The following is a 16621-nucleotide window of genomic DNA, read 5'->3' as shown; positions in this document are numbered from 1 at the left end:
TATGACATCGGCAAGAGCCACTGACTCAGAGGCTGCCTGGCATAAATGGGTGACTACTCGAGATGCAAGCGCCGCCAACACGCTCATCGCATATTATTATCCCTTAGTGACTTATCATGTACAGCGCATAGCCTCTGGACTTCCAAAAAACATTCAGCGGGATGAATTAAGCAGTTATGGATTGCTAGGTCTTTATGACGCGCTTGAAAAATTTGACACTAACCGAGATCTGAAATTTGATACGTATGCCAGCTTTCGTATTCGAGGGGCGATTTTAGATGGTTTGCGTAAAGAAGATTGGATGCCGCGAAGCCTGCGTGAAAAATGTAAGAAGATGGATGCTGCAATCGAGTCTCTGGAACAGTCATTAATGAGAAATCCGACTGCTGCAGAAATTGCTGAGTATACCGGTTTTAAGGAAGAGGAAGTGTATGAGGCACTTGCTGAAGGCTTCGCGGCTAACGTACTTTCAATGGATGAAGGGTTTTCAGATCGGTCAGATTATGAGGAAAAACCGACAGTAAATATACGTGACGAACAAATTCGTACGCCTGAAGAAGAAATTATCTATGATGAAACCCTTAGTGAAATGGTCTCGTTATTAAATGAGCTTAACGAAAAAGAGCAGACCGTGATCAGCTTATTTTACAAAGAAGAGCTTACTTTGACAGAAATTGGTCATATTTTGTCCCTATCAACGTCACGCGTATCACAGATTCATTCAAAAGCTTTGTTTAAATTAAAACACTTATTGTCCGGTAAAGAGCAAAGCGTAAAAAACGGGGTGTCATAAAATGGGAGTTTGGCTGACAATAAGCTTCCTTCTTCATTTACTCAGTTTATTTTTGATCATTATTCTATTTGCTCGAGGAAAAAGTACGACGTCGGTCTCACAACATGAGATGAATGAGCTGTTGGAATTAATGGACAACATTCAAGCTGAAAACGAAGAGCTTCTGCGAGCCATTAAGCGTATGCCGGTAAGAAGCTCAGCTCCTGGCCTCGATCAAGAAACGAAAAAGCCCTCTTCTGAAGAACGAGCTCAGTTGGACCTTTATCCTTTGCGAGAGAAGCCTGCTGAAACGGCGGTAGCGCGGAATGAAGAGGTCACCTTAGAAGCGGAGGAGTCATCATCAACCTATGTACCTCCAATGGTTGAGGATGAATCGCCCTCATATACAACCTCTCCAGAAGCAAAAATCTGGCAATTACACAACGAAGGCATGTCGTCCGATGAGATTGCTCGTCATGTCAATAAAGGAAAAACAGAGGTACAGCTTATTTTAAAAATGAAGCGGCCTTTACCAAAACTGCATCTTCAAAAATAGGCGAAGATGCAGTTTATTTGCTGTAAGTCGATTGTTCATCGTTAGCAAAAATCGTTTTATAATCAATTGTTACATGTTTTCTTCTTTGAAAAATAGCGAAACGTGAAGGAATTTGCTTGATTGTCTAGGTGAATTATGGTATATTAGCTCACGGTGTTAAGTACACACGCTTGCAGATGAGCAAGAAGGTGTGCCCAGTTTGGGTCTTCGAGTTCAAATGACGCTAGCGGTGGTAAAACAAAAAGGAGGACATCGATTATGTCAGTTATTTCAATGAAACAGCTTTTAGAAGCAGGGGTTCATTTCGGCCACCAAACGCGCCGTTGGAATCCAAAAATGAAACGCTATATTTTTACACAGCGTAATGGTATTTACATTATTGATTTACAAAAAACGGTGAAAAAGGTAGAAGAGGCCTTCCGTTTCGTGCGTGACATTGCTGCAGATGGTGGAACGGTATTGTTTGTTGGTACAAAAAAACAAGCACAAGATTCTGTTCGTGAAGAAGCAACACGTGCAGGAATGCACTTCGTCAACCAACGCTGGTTGGGCGGAACACTAACCAACTTCGAAACGATTCAAAAGCGTATTTCCCGTTTGAAAAACATCCGCAAAATGGAAGAGGACGGTACATTTGACGTACTTCCTAAGAAAGAGGTTGTTCAGCTCCGTAAAGAGCTAGAGCGCCTTGAGAAATTCCTTGGCGGTATTCAAGATATGAATACTTTGCCAGATGCTTTATTCATTATTGACCCTCGTAAAGAGCGGATTGCTGTTGCTGAAGCACGCAAATTAAATATTCCGATCGTAGCGATCGTAGACACGAACTGTGATCCTGACGAAATCGACGTCATTATCCCAGGGAATGATGATGCGATTCGCGCAGTGCGTCTGCTTACCTCTAAAATGGCAGATGCAGTGTTAGAAGCTAAGCAAGGCGAAGAAACATCTGCATAATAGATTCTAGAAAAGGTAAGGGTGGTAAGAGGGGAAAAGCCTTTTATCGCCCTTTTTTAACCACCGTCAATCAAGACGGAAAAACGATTGCCAAAGGAGAATGACAATGGCTGTAACAGCACAAATGGTAAAAGAACTTCGCGAAAAAACTGGCGCTGGAATGATGGACTGCAAAAAAGCCCTCACTGAAACAGATGGTGATATGGAGAAAGCAATCGATTTTCTCCGTGAAAAAGGGATTGCGAAAGCTGCGAAAAAAGCAGATCGCGTCGCTGCAGAAGGTCTCACCTATATCGAGACGAAAGGAAACCTTGCGGTCATCGTTGAGGTGAACTCTGAAACAGACTTCGTGGCAAAGAATGACGGCTTTAAACAAATGATTCAAGTCGTTGCTAGCCATTTGCTGGAAGCACAGCCTGAAAGCGTAGAGGCTGCTCTGGAATCGACAATGTCGTCTGATAATGTAACTGTTAAAGAATTTATTAACAGTAACATTGCTAAAATTGGTGAAAACCTATCATTACGCCGTTTCTCAATTGTTGAAAAAGAAGATAACGACGTATTTGGCGGCTATTTACACATGGGTGGACGTATTGGCGTTTTGACGGTTGTAAAGCAATCTTCTGATGAAGGACTCGCTAAAGACGTTGCGATGCACGTTGCTGCTGTTAACCCTCGCTATGTCACACGGGATGAAGTTCCTCAAGATGAAGTGGCTCGTGAAGAGGAAGTATTAAAGCAACAGGCGTTGAATGAAGGCAAGCCGGAAAACATCGTCGAAAAAATGGTTCAAGGGCGCTTAGGTAAGTTCTTTGAAGAAATTTGCCTCGTTGATCAAGGCTTTGTTAAAGATCCTGATCAAAAGGTTGGTAAATACATTGCTTCTAAAGGTGCAGAAATGGGGACGTTTGTGCGCTATGAAGTCGGTGAAGGAATGGAAAAACGCGAAGACAATTTTGCTGAAGAAGTAATGAGTCAGGTGAAAAAATAAGCTACTGTCCCTCTGATTACAGGATGAACTGTAAAGGGGTGCGCGTAGTAGTTATGGGGGACACGAAGTGTTCCCTTTTTTAAAAAGTCTTTCGGTGGCTTATTAATCTATAGGCTTGAGCGAAAAAGATCTGATGGAGGTACTTATGAACAACGCAAGATACGAGCGGATTGTATTAAAGCTTAGTGGAGAAGCACTTGCCGGGGATCAAGGGTTTGGGATTGATCCGAAAGTTGTGCAATCCATCAGTTCACAAATTAAAGAAGTCGTTGAATTAGGTGTTGAAGTTGCTGTTGTCGTAGGTGCTGGAAACATTTGGCGCGGAAAGATTGGCGGCGAAATGGGAATGGACCGCGCAACGGCAGATTATATGGGTATGCTCGCAACCGTTATGAATTCACTTGCCCTACAAGACAGCTTAGAAACGATGGGGATTCAAACGAGGGTGCAGACGTCCATAGAAATGCGTCAAGTCGCCGAACCGTACATACGAAGAAAGGCGATCCGTCATCTTGAGAAAAAGCGTGTTGTTATTTTTTCCGCAGGCACAGGAAATCCATATTTTACAACCGATACGACTGCAGCTCTTCGTGCAGCTGAAATTGAAGCAGATGTCATTTTAATGGCGAAAAACAATGTTGATGGTGTCTATTCCGCTGACCCCTCAATTGATGAAACAGCAACAAAGTATCAAAAGTTGTCTTATTTGGATGTGTTAAAGGAAGGATTAGCTGTGATGGATTCTACAGCTTCCTCATTATGTATGGATAATGATATTCCGTTACTCGTCTTTTCAATTACGGAAGAAGGAAATATTAAACGCGCCGTTATGGGTGAAAATATTGGAACCGAAGTAAGGGGGAAATAAAGTTGCCACAATCAATTATTGCTGATGCTAAAAACCGAATGGAAAAAACCGAGGAGTCCCTTCGTAAAGAACTAGCGACAGTCCGTGCTGGGCGTGCAACACCAAGTTTGTTAGATAAGGTCACAGTTGATTATTACGGTGCAATAACGCCGTTAAACCAATTAGCGACGATTTCCGCACCAGAAGCACGCCTTCTCGTTATACAGCCGTTTGACAAATCAAGTATTTCTGATATGGAAAAGGCGATTCAAAAAGCTGATCTTGGTTTAACACCTGCCAATGACGGACAAGTCATTCGAATTAATATTCCTGCATTAACTGAGGAGCGCCGTAAAGATTTAGTCAAGGTTGTAAAAAAATACGGTGAAGATGCAAAGGTATCTATTCGCAACATTCGCCGCGATGCGAACGATGCGTTGAAGAAGCTTGAGAAAAATGGAGACATTTCTGAAGACGACTTGCGCGGTTACAACGATGACATTCAAGAATTGACTGATGCGGCAACGAAGAACATTGACAAAGCAATTGATGAGAAAGAAAAAGGAATTCTTGAAGTCTAATAGCGTAAGGCACATATGGGACTGCTAGGAGGGTCTGCAAAACCAGTCACACGGCCAGGTTGCACTCCTCCTTTTTATGTGTGTAGAATAAGACATAGCGGTCTAAAGGGAGAGGGACCGCAAAAACTTGAAAGCACGTGGAAAGGGATTTCGACAAAGAGTACCTGTAAAGAATACTTCAGGTGATTCGAAATCATTCAAAGTGGGGGATCCATATGTTCGAACGAGGCTCCTTTTGGAGACCCAGTAAAAGACGTCGAAAGCCAAAAGAAAGTTGGACGGTAGAAGATGTGGATCTTCAAAAAGTCCCCAAGCATGTAGCTATCATTATGGACGGGAACGGTCGGTGGGCAAAAAAAAGAGGGCTGCCGAGGATCGCTGGCCATCATGAAGGAATGAAGGCTGTTCGTCGAATCGTACGACTATGCAGTCAGCTCAATGTTGAAGCATTAACCTTATATGCTTTTTCTACAGAAAATTGGAAGAGACCGAAAGCGGAAGTCGAATACATTCTTGGACTTCCAGAAGAATTCCTTGGCACATTTTTACCAGAACTGATTGAAGAAAATGTTCGGGTGGAAGTGATGGGTGAACAAAATAAATTACCTGCATCCACTGTAAACACAGTTCGGCGAGCGATGAAGGATACCGAAAGCAATACAGGTTTAATCCTTAACTTTGCTTTAAACTATGGAAGTCGCCAGGAAATTATCGAAGCTTGCAAAAGTCTTGCTGAAGACATTGAAAATGAAACGATCGACAAAAAGGACATTACAGAAGAACTGCTTTCTTCATATATGGCAACATGTTACTTAGATGATCCGGATTTATTGATTCGGACAAGTGGTGAACAAAGGCTAAGTAACTTTATGCTTTGGCAACTTGCCTATACTGAATTATGGTTTACAGACGTGTTATGGCCTGATTTTCAAGAGGAACATTTGCTTGAAGCCATTATTCAGTTTCAAGGGAGAGGGCGTAGGTTCGGAGGGGTGTAAAGGATGATGCGTGCATGAAAACACGGATATGGACAGCGGTAGGTTTACTCCTCTTGTTTGTCCCTTTGCTAGTCATCGGCGGATGGCCATTTACGACACTTGTCTATATCATTGCTACAATATGTTTGTATGAATTTTTCATGATGAAAAATTTGAACTTCTTTTCCTTTTATGGCATTGTGTCGACAGTGGTTCTATGGTTTATTCTGCTCCCAGGAAAAGAGAGTGTCACACTTTTTACAGAGACAAGCATTACAAAGCTGGAGCTGCTCTCTTTAGCAATTCTATTTTTGCTGTCGTTAACTGTGATGACGAAAAACAAGCTTAGCATTGAGGATATGTCTTTCGTTCTTTTTGGAACGTTATATGTAGGGATCGGCTGTTATTTTTTGATTGAACTGCGTGAGCTAGACTTGACTTACATTTTGTATGCGCTCATTGTCATTTGGGCGACAGACACAGGTGCGTATTTTATCGGAAAAACGTTCGGGCGCCATAAATTATGGCCTGATATATCGCCGAACAAAACGACTGAAGGTTTTTTAGGTGGAATTGCCTGTGCACTTGTAGCATCATTTTTCCTTTTTCAAGGACACGATTTATTCCAATCTCATTGGATCGGTTTATTGTTAACGGCTCTACTATCCGTTTCTGGACAGATGGGGGATCTTGCCGAGTCTGCATTTAAGAGACATTTTGGGGTGAAAGATTCCGGGAAAATTCTGCCTGGTCACGGTGGGGTGCTTGACCGCATCGACAGTCTATTATTTGTTTTACCGTTATTGTACATTTTGCAAGTGTTCTAATGGCAGACATAGAGAAGCAGCAAGCTGCATACATATAGGAAGCCGAGCATGTCTCTTTCTTGTTGTACCGTAGTTCTGTAAAGGGGATGGGTTTTCAATCTACCGGACTTGAACAAGTGGATTGAAAAGGGTAAACTAAACAGAAGATGTTTGGCGTGTAAAATCTTCAGATAGGATATATCGGTTCACTTTACAGTTAAAGGTGGAATTTAATTGGATACGGTCATTGCATTTATCATTATTTTTGGTGCGCTTGTTTTTTTCCATGAACTAGGTCACTTAATTTTCGCGAAACGATCGGGCATGCTAGCGCGAGAGTTTGCCATTGGGATGGGACCTAAGTTATTTTCTTTTTTCCGAAATGAAACGCTTTATACGATACGGATGTTGCCGGTCGGTGGCTTTGTTCGAGTTGCAGGAGAAGATCCGGAAATTGTTGAAATTAAACCAGGTCACCACATTGCTATTGAACAAAATGATGCTGGTGTCATTACAAAAATTATTGTAAACAATAAATCGAAGTACCCAAACGCTCGAGTCATTGAAGTCGAGGCCGTTGATTTAAACCATGACTTGATCATTCGTGGGCAAATTTACGGTGATGACAGTGAGGAAACGAAAACGTATGAGGTTGATGAAAAGGCCATGTTTGTTGTTGATGATACGGCAACACAAATTGCACCGTACCATCGGCAATTTGCTTCAAAAACGATTGGTCAACGTTTTATGCAAGTTTTCGCTGGTCCACTGATGAACTTTATTTTCGCATTAGTCTTGCTCATCGTCTTAGGATGGGTTGCTGGAACACCTTCAAATGAGCCGGTATTTGGAGGCGTGACTGACGATGGCGCTGCGAAGGCAGCAGGGTTAATGGCCGGGGACGAGGTTGTGTCAATCGATGGTGAACCGATCGATTCGTGGCGTGAAATTCAGCAATATGTTTTAGAACGTCCTGGTCAGGAGCTTTCCTTTGTGATTGAACGGGATGGAGAGCAAGCGACAGTCCCGCTTACACCAAAAGCGGTCGAACAAGGTGAACAGACCATTGGCTTGATCGGAGTAACAGGTAACCTTGAGCGCTCGTTTACGGGAGCGATTATTGGCGGGGCGCAGGATACGTATTTGTTTGCCAAGCAAATTTTAATTGCAGTTGGTAAACTCGTCACAGGTCAATTTACAATTGAAGCGTTAAGTGGTCCTGTCGGCATTTATGATCAAACGGATCAATTTGTTCAATCAGGCATCGTGACGTTAGTTCGTTGGGCAGCCTTACTTTCCATTAATCTAGGGATCATTAATTTGTTACCTCTTCCGGCGCTAGATGGTGGACGGCTTGTCTTTATTTTACTTGAAGGTGTTCGCGGGAAGCCGATTGATCCGGGAAAAGAAGGACTTGTTCACTTTGTCGGTTTTGCATTGCTGTTTTTATTAATGATTGTCGTGACATGGAACGATATTCAACGACTGTTTTTATCCTAAAACTGTATGTATGATAAGAGGTGTAGACGCTTGAGACAATCCAATACACATATTCCGACGTTGCGCGATGTACCGGCAGATGCAGAAGTGCGCAGCCATCAGCTATTAGTACGAGCAGGTTATATTCGACAAAGTGCCGCGGGCATCTATTCATTTTTGCCCCTTGGACTGCGCGTTCTTTCGCGTGTGAAAGAGATTGTACGTGAAGAAATGGAAGCAGCCGGTTTGTCAGAAATTTTAATGCCAGCATTACAGCTCTCTGATTTATGGAAGGAGTCTGGACGCTGGAGTGTGTATGGTCCTGAACTGATGCGCTTAGAGGACAGGCATCAGCGCGAATTTGCTTTAGGAGCAACTCATGAAGAAATGATTACGTCATTATTGCGTGACGAGGTGAACTCTTACAAGCAGTTGCCCCTCGGTTTGTTCCAAATTCAAACGAAGTTTCGTGATGAAAAGCGACCGCGTTTTGGACTGCTACGCGGACGAGAGTTTTTAATGAAGGACGCTTATACTTTTCATTTAACGAATGAGTCGCTAGATGAGTTTTATCAGCGGATATTTACGGCCTATGAAAATGTGTTTACACGCTGCGGAATGAATTTTCGGGCTGTGTTAGCAGACTCTGGTGCCATGGGCGGCACAGACAACCATGAATTTATGGCACTGTCTGAAATTGGGGAAGATACCATTGCTTATTCCGATGAATCCAACTATGCAGCAAATATAGAAATGGCCGCTCTTCCAAAGCTTGAAAAGCCTGAGATTGGTGAGCCTAAAGAGCTTGCAAAAGTAGAAACGCCGGTACAAAAAACAATTGCAGACGTGGCTTCTTTTCTTAATGTCACAGCTGCTCAATGTATGAAGTCTCTTCTCGTTAAAGCGGACGATGAATTAGTGCTCGTCGTATTAAGAGGAGATCATGAGTTGAATGAGACGAAGCTGAAAAACGTGTTGCAAGTCGAGGACATCACGTTGGCGACAGATGACGAGGCGCGCGAAGCACTTGGCACAGGACATGGGTTTATCGGCCCGGTCGGCGTATCTTCGCTTCGCATCATTGCTGATCAAGCAGTCGCTGAGCTAGATGATGCCGTTTGTGGTGCCAATGAGGCAGGTTATCACTATACCGGCGTTCATGCTATACGTGATATCGCGCCATTTAGCGAAGAGCATTATGCTGACATTCGTAATATTCAAGAAGGCGACCCTTCACCGGATGGCCGAGGAAAAATTGTGTTTGCCCGTGGCATTGAGGTAGGGCACGTCTTTAAATTGGGGAAAAAATACAGTGAAGCGATGGACGCAACGATCCTCGACCAAAATGGAAAATCACAACACATCATTATGGGTTCTTACGGTATCGGTGTTTCGCGACTCTTAGCCGCTGTTGCTGAGCAGCAGGCCGACGAAAAAGGTCTTTTGTGGCCTGAAACGATCGCACCATATGATGTCCACCTGCTCGTTATGAATCCAAAAGACGAAGAGCAGCACAGCTTAGCAGAAAAGCTTTATCAAGAAATGAAAGAAACTGGTACAAGCGTGTTATATGATGATCGAAAAGAACGGGCGGGCGTTAAGTTTGCCGATGCCGATTTAATTGGGATTCCAACACGCATCATTGTAGGTAAGCAAGCTGCTGAAGGGAAAATTGAATTCAGCAAAGGACGCGAACCGAAAGAAGTCTTAACTGTGGAAGAGGCTTTGGCAGCCGTTCGCTCATAGAACGTAACAAGGACTGCCTAGAGCAGGCGGCTGAAGTGGATAGCCTTAAAGCTCTTATAGGCAGTCTTTGTGCTTTTTACAGCGAAGAGATTTTTGAGATTTGTGAAGGAGGGGGAGGCGTATGCACGACGAGCATGTACGGAAAGAACGATTCTCACTGTTGCTAGAGCAAATAGGGATGCCTCCAGAAGAAGTCGAACAACTAAAAGGCGGTGCAATTCAAAAGCTTTCTGTGTATAAAGAAGAGCAGAAATGGCACTTTTTTATTCGACTTCACCAATGCATGCCAGCATCTACATATGAGCTTTTTCGTGCAAAGTTAAATCAAGCATTTTCCGCCATTGCCTCGGTCGACGTCACTCTGGAGATTGAGCAAGAAGAGCCGGTTTCTGCGGAACGTTTTTTATCCTATTGGCCAATTTTTCAAACGTGGTTTATCACAGATGCGCCGGCACTTTCTTCACGCTTGTCGACGTTACCAACAGTTGACAGTACGACTGTATGGGTTGAAGCGGCAAACGAGGCAGAAAAAGATGTCATGGAAAGAAAGCTGAAGCCGCTAATCGAAACATACTGTAACTGTGTCGGCCTTCGAGGCTACAAGGTGGCCTTCAAAATATCTGCTCAACAAGATGACTATGAAAACTTCGTCAATGCAAGGAAAGAAGAAGACGAGACAAAAGCACGAAAAGCGATCGAGGAGAAAGATAAAAAACAGCAAACGCCGCCTGCAGACGTGCCTAAAGGCCCGCTTGTCATTGGGTATCCTATAAAAGATGAACCGGTCATGTTGCGAGATATTCAGGAAGAGGAAAGACGGATTGTTGCGCAAGGCTATATTTTTGACGCGGAGATTAAAGAGCTTCGCAGCGGTCGAACCTTGTTAACGTTTAAGTTGACAGATTATAGTGATTCGATTCTCGTAAAAATGTTTTCTCGCGATAAAGAGGATGTATCGTTGTTGCAAAGTGTCAAAAAAGGGTTGTGGGTAAAAGTACGAGGTAATGTACAAGACGACACCTTTATTCGGGATTTAGTGATGATTGCCAATGACGTGAATGAAATTCAACCATTATTGAAGCGTGAGGACAAACGCAGTCCGGATCGTACACGGGTCGAGCTTCATCTTCACACACCTATGAGTCAAATGGATGCAGTTAGTTCTATTGATGCACTAGCCAAACGTGCATCTGAGTGGGGGCATCCTGCGATTGCGCTCACGGATCATGGCGTTGTCCAATCTTATCCTGATGCTTACGCAGCCGCTGAAAAGCACGGCATAAAAATGATTTATGGGCTTGAGGCGAATGTTGTCGATGACGGTGTTCCCATTGCGTATAACGCGGCGAAACGGCGCCTTTTAGACGACACGTTTGTCGTATTTGACGTTGAAACGACCGGGTTATCAGCAAATTACGACACGATTATCGAGCTTGCAGGTGTAAAAATACACGATGGGGAAATCATTGACCGGTATGAATCATTCGCAAATCCACATCACTCACTATCAGCGACAACGATTGAATTGACAGGGATTACCGATCAGATGGTCCAAGATGCCCCTGAAGTTAACACAGTCATTCGCCAGTTTCAGGAATGGATTGGCGAAGATATCCTCGTTGCTCATAATGCTAGCTTTGATATGGGGTTTTTAAATGCGGCATTGAAAAAAGCAGGCTATGAGAAAGCGATGAATCCGGTCATTGATACGTTAGAGCTGGCGCGGTTCTTGCATCCAGAATTAAAAAATCATCGATTAAATACGTTATGTAAAAAGTTTGATATCGAGCTTACGCAGCACCATCGGGCGATTTACGATGCTGAAGCGACAGGCTACTTGTTTTGGAAACTGCTTAAAGAAGCGACAGAACGAGGAATCGAATGGCACGATGAAATGAACAAATATATGGGTGAAGGAAATGCGTATCAGCGGTCAAGACCATTCCATGTGACCATTTTAGCGAAAAACGAAGTCGGCTTGAAGAATATCTTTAAGCTCGTATCATTATCGCACCTTGATTATTATTATCGCGTACCTCGGATTCCTCGATCAAAACTGGAGAGTTTACGTGAAGGGCTCCTCATCGGCTCAGCGTGTGATCGAGGAGAAGTATTTGAAGGAATGATGCAAAAATCGCCTGATGAAGTCGAGCAAATTGCGAGCTTCTATGATTATTTAGAAGTCCAGCCGCCGGCTAATTATCATCACCTTCTTGAAAAAGAACTTGTCCAAGATGAATTTGCTTTACGGGAAATTATTCAAAATATTATTCAGCTAGGCGAACAGATGTCGCTGCCAGTTGTTGCTACAGGCAATGTCCATTACTTAGATCCACAAGACAAGCAATATCGGCAAATCCTCATTCATTCTCAAGGCGGCGCGAATCCACTGAACAAGCAAACCTTGCCGGACGTCCATTTGCGGAGTACGGATGAAATGGTTGATGCTTTTTCATTTCTACCCGAGGCACAACGTGAGAAAATTGTCGTCGATACGCCTAGGGAGATTGCAGATTCGATTGAAACGATCAAGCCAGTTAAAGACGATCTGTACACGCCTAGAATCGATGGCGCTGATGAAGAAGTGCGTAACATGAGCTACTCTCGGGCAAAATCAATTTATGGTGAGTCCCTTCCGGACATTGTCGAAAAACGTCTTGAGAAAGAGCTAAAAAGTATTATTGGCCACGGCTTTTCAGTCATTTATTTAATCTCTCATAAGCTCGTTAAAAAATCGCTTGATGATGGCTATCTTGTTGGGTCGCGGGGCTCTGTAGGCTCTTCCTTTGTTGCGACCATGATGGACATTACGGAAGTGAACCCTTTGCCGCCACATTATGTCTGCCCTCAGTGCCATACGTCACAATTTTTTGCTGATGGTTCGGTCGGCTCAGGTTTTGACTTGCCTGATAAAGAGTGCGAGTCATGTCAAGTGCCTTTAACGAAGGATGGACATGATATTCCGTTTGAAACGTTTTTAGGGTTTAAAGGTGACAAAGTTCCTGATATTGACTTGAACTTCTCCGGTGACTATCAGCCTCGCGCGCACAATTACACGAAGGAATTGTTTGGTGAGGAAAAAGTGTATCGAGCAGGAACGATCGGTACAGTGGCGGAAAAGACAGCGTATGGTTATGTCAAAGGCTTTGCCCAAGATTTTGATCTGCATCTGCGGGGTGCAGAGATTGATCGACTCGTGCAAGGAAGCACAGGCGTAAAGCGGACGACGGGACAACACCCTGGTGGAATTATTGTTGTGCCGGATTACATGGACATTTTTGATTTCTCTCCAGTCCAATATCCGGCAGATGATCGAGAATCGGCTTGGAAAACGACACATTTTGATTTTCATTCCATCCACGATAACTTGTTAAAGCTAGACATTCTTGGTCACGATGATCCGACAGTCATTCGTATGTTACAAGATTTAAGCGGGATTGATCCAAAAACCATTCCAACCGATGACGCTGAAGTGATGAAGTTGTTTGCAGGGACAGAGTCATTAGGAGTAACTCCCGAGCAAATTCAGTGTAAAACGGGAACGCTTGGCATTCCTGAGTTTGGCACACGTTTCGTTCGGCAAATGCTTGAAGAAACGAAGCCAACGACGTTCTCGGAGCTCGTCCAAATTTCTGGTCTATCTCACGGAACGGATGTTTGGTTGAATAATGCAAATGAACTTATTTACAATGGGACGTGTGAGCTCGCTGACGTGATCGGCTGTCGTGATGACATTATGGTGTACTTAATGCACAAAGGACTTGAGCCCTCTCTCGCTTTTCAAATCATGGAATTTGTTCGGAAGGGGCGCGGGCTTAAGGATGAATGGATTGAGGAAATGAAGGCACACAATGTACCAGATTGGTATATTGATTCGTGTTTAAAGATTAAATATATGTTTCCAAAAGCGCATGCGGCAGCGTATGTTCTAATGGCAGTGCGAATTGCCTATTTTAAAGTGCACCACCCGATTTTATTTTATGCTGCGTATTTTTCGGTTCGTGCGGATGATTTTGAGCTTGACACAATGAAAAACGGGTCTAATGCGATTCGAAAACGACTTGAAGAAATTTCCGCAAAAGGTTTAGAAGCCTCACCGAAAGAAAAATCGCTTTTTACTGTATTAGAAATTGCACTTGAAATGTGCGAGCGCGGATTTCAATTTATGCAGGTCGATTTATATGAATCGAGTGCGACCGAGTTTATTGTTAAAGGAGATCGGCTGTTGCCACCATTTAATGCGCTACCGGGTCTAGGGACAAATGCGGCATTAAATATCGTCGCCTCGCGTCAACAAGGTGAATTTCTATCGAAAGAAGATCTGCAGCAGCGAAGTAAAATCTCCAAAACTGTGATCGAATATTTAGATCAGCAGGGATGTCTTGCTGGGCTACCTGATCAAAATCAGCTTTCCTTGTTCTGAGTGCCTCTCTTGCAAGCTATAGAGGGTTATGATATAGTTTTCTTGGTAATACTATGAATAAGTGGAAGCTTAAAAGAGTGGGTGCTCCCCACTCTTTCGTTTTACTTATGCCTTTAGACTTTTATCGTTGCTGCCCTAGTTCCCTGCTTGTGCAAAGCAGGGGATTTTCATGGTGCTATCGCTTTTTCCGACTAAGAAAAGTGTGAAATGAGCCAGGTGTTCGTAAAGCGTCCATGAATAAAGGAGGAACGCGAATGAGCAAAAACAATGTGATTGAAACAGCTGAAGAGCTAGTCCTGCCAATATTAAAGGATATGGACTTGGAGCTTGTCGATATTGAATATGTGAAAGAAGGTAAAAACTGGTACCTTAGAGTATTTATTGACAAAGAGGGCGGTGTTGACATTGAAGAGTGTGGGATGGTCAATGAGCGCCTCAGCGAACAACTAGATGCACATGATCCCGTTACGAACCCGTACTTTTTAGATGTCTCTTCTCCTGGGGCAGAACGGCCGCTAAAAAAGCCGGAAGATTTTGCAGAGGCGGTTGGAAAAACATTCACGTGAAAACGTATGAACCAATTGACGGTCAGAAAACGTTTGAAGGCCGCCTGGAACACTATGATTCAAACAGCTTAACTCTTATTCAAAAAGATAAGACGAGAGAGAAGTCTGTTGAGATACCAACCAATAAAGTTGCCAAAGCTAGGTTGGCTGTGACATTTTAAAGGGGAGGGGCAAAAATATGTCGAGCGAATTGCTTGATGCTTTAACAGTGCTTGAAAAAGAAAAAGGGATCAGCAAGGATATTCTGCTGGAAGCCATAGAAGCAGCACTGATTTCGGCGTATAAACGCAATTTTAATCAGGCTCAAAATGTTCGGGTAGATTTAAATGAGCAAACAGGAGCAATGAAAGTATTTGCCCGAAAAGAGATTGTCGAAAATGTTGAAGATCCGCGTCTGGAAGTTTCTTTGGATGAAGCGAGACGCATCTCGCCTCATTATGAGGTAGAGGACGTCATTGAGCTTGAAGTCACGCCAAAGGATTTTGGTCGGATTGCTGCACAAACCGCAAAACAAGTGGTCACTCAGCGGGTTAGAGAAGCTGAACGTGGCGTTATTTTCAACGAGTTTATTGACCGTGAAGAAGATATTATGACTGGGATTGTACAACGAAAAGATCCACGTTTCGTCTACGTGAATCTTGGAAAAGTGGAAGCGATGCTTGCTCCGAGTGAGCAAATGCCGAATGAAGCGTATCCCACGCATGAACGGCTTAAAGTGTTTTTGACAAAAGTTGAAAAAACGACTAAAGGTCCGCAAATTTATGTTTCCAGAACTCATCCAGGTCTATTAAAGCGCTTATTTGAATTAGAAGTTCCAGAAATATATGAAGGCATTGTTGAAATCAAATCGGTTTCAAGAGAGGCTGGCGAGCGGTCTAAAATTGCTGTTCATGCAGAAGAGGCAGATATTGATCCGGTTGGCTCCTGTGTTGGTCAAAGAGGGCAGCGCGTGCAAGCAATCGTCGATGAGCTAAAAGGCGAAAAAATTGATATTGTTCGTTGGTCTGAAGATCCAGTGGTCTATGTCGCCAATTCTTTAAGTCCTTCAAGCGTGTTAAAGGTCATCGTAAATGAAGAAGAACGAGCGACAACGGTCATTGTGCCGGATTATCAACTTTCACTTGCGATCGGTAAACGAGGACAAAATGCCCGTCTAGCTGCAAAATTAACGGGTTGGAAGATTGATATTAAAAGCGAAACCGATGCAAGGGATGCAGGTCTGCTTACAGATGATGAGCCTTTGCTGACAGAAACCCTTAGTGACGAGCAGCAGTCATCAAGCTTTGGAGGAGAACCAATCGATTAAAGCCTTTAGTGAGGCATATCGGGAGGGGGATGGTTTGATGAAACAAAAAAAAGTACCTATGAGAAAATGTATTGCGACTCAAATGCTTGTACCAAAAAAAGAGCTAGTGCGCATTGTCCGTACGCCGGAAGGTGACATCGTCATCGATGAAACTGGTAAGAAATCGGGCCGTGGTGCATATTTAACTTTGGATCAAGAAGCGATCGAAAAGGCTCGTAAAAAGAACTTACTTGCTAATCATTTAAAAGCTGACGTACCTGATGCTATCTATGAGCAGTTGTTAGAGCGGGCTCGCGTATGAATAAGCGAATCGGCGATTTATTAGGGTTAGCTTTTAGAGCAAACCGTTGTGTCACCGGTGAAGAGCAAGTGCTTTCTGAAATTAAGCAAAAACGTGCTCGCCTCGTCGTTCTTTCAAAGGATACGTCAGAAACGACGCTCAAGCGAATTCAAGATAAGTGTAATTACTATAGTGTGCCCATTCGTTACGTCGAGACTCGGTATGAGCTTGGGCATGCTTTTGGAAAACACGAGCGCGTCGTTGCCGCAATCATCGAACCGGGATTTGCAGAAAAAATGTTGTCGTTGTTCGATGAAAACAACCGGAGGTGAAT

At 43.5% G+C, this 16621-nt stretch carries 14 protein-coding genes and 1 pseudogene; all 15 read left to right on the top strand.

All coding sequences use genetic code 11. The features are described 5' to 3' along the window. Window position 1 precedes the first annotated feature (1 nt). A complete protein-coding gene (locus tag G4V62_RS03725) occupies window positions 2–793 on the top strand; it encodes a FliA/WhiG family RNA polymerase sigma factor (protein WP_165199405.1) in 792 nt (263 codons plus the stop codon). Window position 794: 1 nt separating this feature from the next. After that, window positions 795–1328 carry a DUF6115 domain-containing protein gene (locus G4V62_RS03720; protein WP_165199404.1) on the top strand — a complete coding sequence of 178 codons (534 nt, stop codon included), beginning with the start codon at window positions 795–797 and terminating at the stop codon, window positions 1326–1328. A gap of 258 nt (window positions 1329–1586) precedes the next feature. Further along, window positions 1587–2285 carry a 30S ribosomal protein S2 gene (gene rpsB / locus G4V62_RS03715; RefSeq protein ID WP_165199403.1) on the top strand — a complete coding sequence of 233 codons (699 nt, stop codon included), beginning with the start codon at window positions 1587–1589 and terminating at the stop codon, window positions 2283–2285. A gap of 106 nt (window positions 2286–2391) precedes the next feature. After that, window positions 2392–3276, top strand: a complete 885-nt coding sequence (gene tsf, locus G4V62_RS03710) for a translation elongation factor Ts (RefSeq protein ID WP_165199402.1) — start codon at window positions 2392–2394, stop codon at window positions 3274–3276. A gap of 145 nt (window positions 3277–3421) precedes the next feature. After that, on the top strand, window positions 3422–4144 hold the full coding sequence (pyrH, locus tag G4V62_RS03705; protein WP_165199401.1) for a UMP kinase: 723 nt from the start codon (window positions 3422–3424) through the stop codon (window positions 4142–4144). A gap of 2 nt (window positions 4145–4146) precedes the next feature. Then, window positions 4147–4704 carry a ribosome recycling factor gene (frr, locus tag G4V62_RS03700; protein WP_165199400.1) on the top strand — a complete coding sequence of 186 codons (558 nt, stop codon included), beginning with the start codon at window positions 4147–4149 and terminating at the stop codon, window positions 4702–4704. A gap of 215 nt (window positions 4705–4919) precedes the next feature. Continuing rightward, window positions 4920–5702, top strand: coding sequence for an undecaprenyl pyrophosphate synthase (uppS, locus tag G4V62_RS03695; protein WP_165199399.1), 783 nt, complete (start codon window positions 4920–4922; stop codon window positions 5700–5702). 14 nt (window positions 5703–5716) lie between these two features. Then, complete coding sequence (locus tag G4V62_RS03690; RefSeq protein WP_165199398.1) at window positions 5717–6508, top strand: phosphatidate cytidylyltransferase; 792 nt, start codon at window positions 5717–5719, stop codon at window positions 6506–6508. Window positions 6509–6721: 213 nt separating this feature from the next. Next, window positions 6722–7987, top strand: a complete 1266-nt coding sequence (rseP, locus tag G4V62_RS03685) for an RIP metalloprotease RseP (RefSeq protein ID WP_165199397.1) — start codon at window positions 6722–6724, stop codon at window positions 7985–7987. A gap of 30 nt (window positions 7988–8017) precedes the next feature. Further along, window positions 8018–9712, top strand: a complete 1695-nt coding sequence (locus G4V62_RS03680; protein ID WP_165199396.1) for a proline--tRNA ligase — start codon at window positions 8018–8020, stop codon at window positions 9710–9712. Between the two features lie 121 nt (window positions 9713–9833). Next, window positions 9834–14135 (top strand): PolC-type DNA polymerase III, encoded by a 4302-nt coding sequence (locus G4V62_RS03675; RefSeq protein ID WP_165199395.1) that lies wholly within the window; start codon window positions 9834–9836, stop codon window positions 14133–14135. Between the two features lie 254 nt (window positions 14136–14389). Beyond that, window positions 14390–14862 (top strand): annotated as a pseudogene (rimP, locus tag G4V62_RS03670) (ribosome maturation factor RimP). A gap of 17 nt (window positions 14863–14879) precedes the next feature. Next, window positions 14880–16007 (top strand): transcription termination factor NusA, encoded by a 1128-nt coding sequence (nusA, locus tag G4V62_RS03665; RefSeq protein WP_165199394.1) that lies wholly within the window; start codon window positions 14880–14882, stop codon window positions 16005–16007. A gap of 34 nt (window positions 16008–16041) precedes the next feature. Continuing rightward, the gene (rnpM, locus tag G4V62_RS03660) at window positions 16042–16308 is read left to right on the top strand and encodes an RNase P modulator RnpM (protein ID WP_165199393.1); all 267 of its coding nucleotides are present in this window, start codon (window positions 16042–16044) and stop codon (window positions 16306–16308) included. Next, entirely contained in the window at window positions 16305–16619 is a 315-nt protein-coding gene (locus G4V62_RS03655; protein WP_165199392.1) for a YlxQ family RNA-binding protein, read from the top strand. Before rnpM ends, G4V62_RS03655 begins: the two co-directional genes overlap by 4 nt. The last annotated feature ends 2 nt before the right edge of the window (window positions 16620–16621 follow it).

Source organism: Litoribacterium kuwaitense (genome assembly GCF_011058155.1).
Taxonomy (GTDB): Bacteria; Bacillota; Bacilli; order Bacillales; family DSM-28697; genus Litoribacterium; species Litoribacterium kuwaitense.
Note: the sequence above shows the minus strand (reverse complement) of the source record. Positions and strands in the feature narration are given on the sequence as shown.

Bases quoted from the DNA above. Each gene is read 5' to 3' on its own strand.
- nusA (WP_165199394.1), top strand. From the start codon at position 14,880: ATGTCGAGCGAATTGCTTGATGCTTTAACAGTGCTTGAAAAAGAAAAA.
- G4V62_RS03675 (WP_165199395.1), top strand. From the start codon at position 9,834: ATGCACGACGAGCATGTACGGAAAGAACGATTCTCACTGTTGCTAGAG.
- G4V62_RS03720 (WP_165199404.1), top strand. From the start codon at position 795: ATGGGAGTTTGGCTGACAATAAGCTTCCTTCTTCATTTACTCAGTTTA.
- pyrH (WP_165199401.1), top strand. From the start codon at position 3,422: ATGAACAACGCAAGATACGAGCGGATTGTATTAAAGCTTAGTGGAGAA.
- tsf (WP_165199402.1), top strand. From the start codon at position 2,392: ATGGCTGTAACAGCACAAATGGTAAAAGAACTTCGCGAAAAAACTGGC.
- G4V62_RS03690 (WP_165199398.1), top strand. From the start codon at position 5,717: ATGAAAACACGGATATGGACAGCGGTAGGTTTACTCCTCTTGTTTGTC.
- G4V62_RS03725 (WP_165199405.1), top strand. From the start codon at position 2: ATGACATCGGCAAGAGCCACTGACTCAGAGGCTGCCTGGCATAAATGG.
- rpsB (WP_165199403.1), top strand. From the start codon at position 1,587: ATGTCAGTTATTTCAATGAAACAGCTTTTAGAAGCAGGGGTTCATTTC.
- G4V62_RS03655 (WP_165199392.1), top strand. From the start codon at position 16,305: ATGAATAAGCGAATCGGCGATTTATTAGGGTTAGCTTTTAGAGCAAAC.
- uppS (WP_165199399.1), top strand. From the start codon at position 4,920: ATGTTCGAACGAGGCTCCTTTTGGAGACCCAGTAAAAGACGTCGAAAG.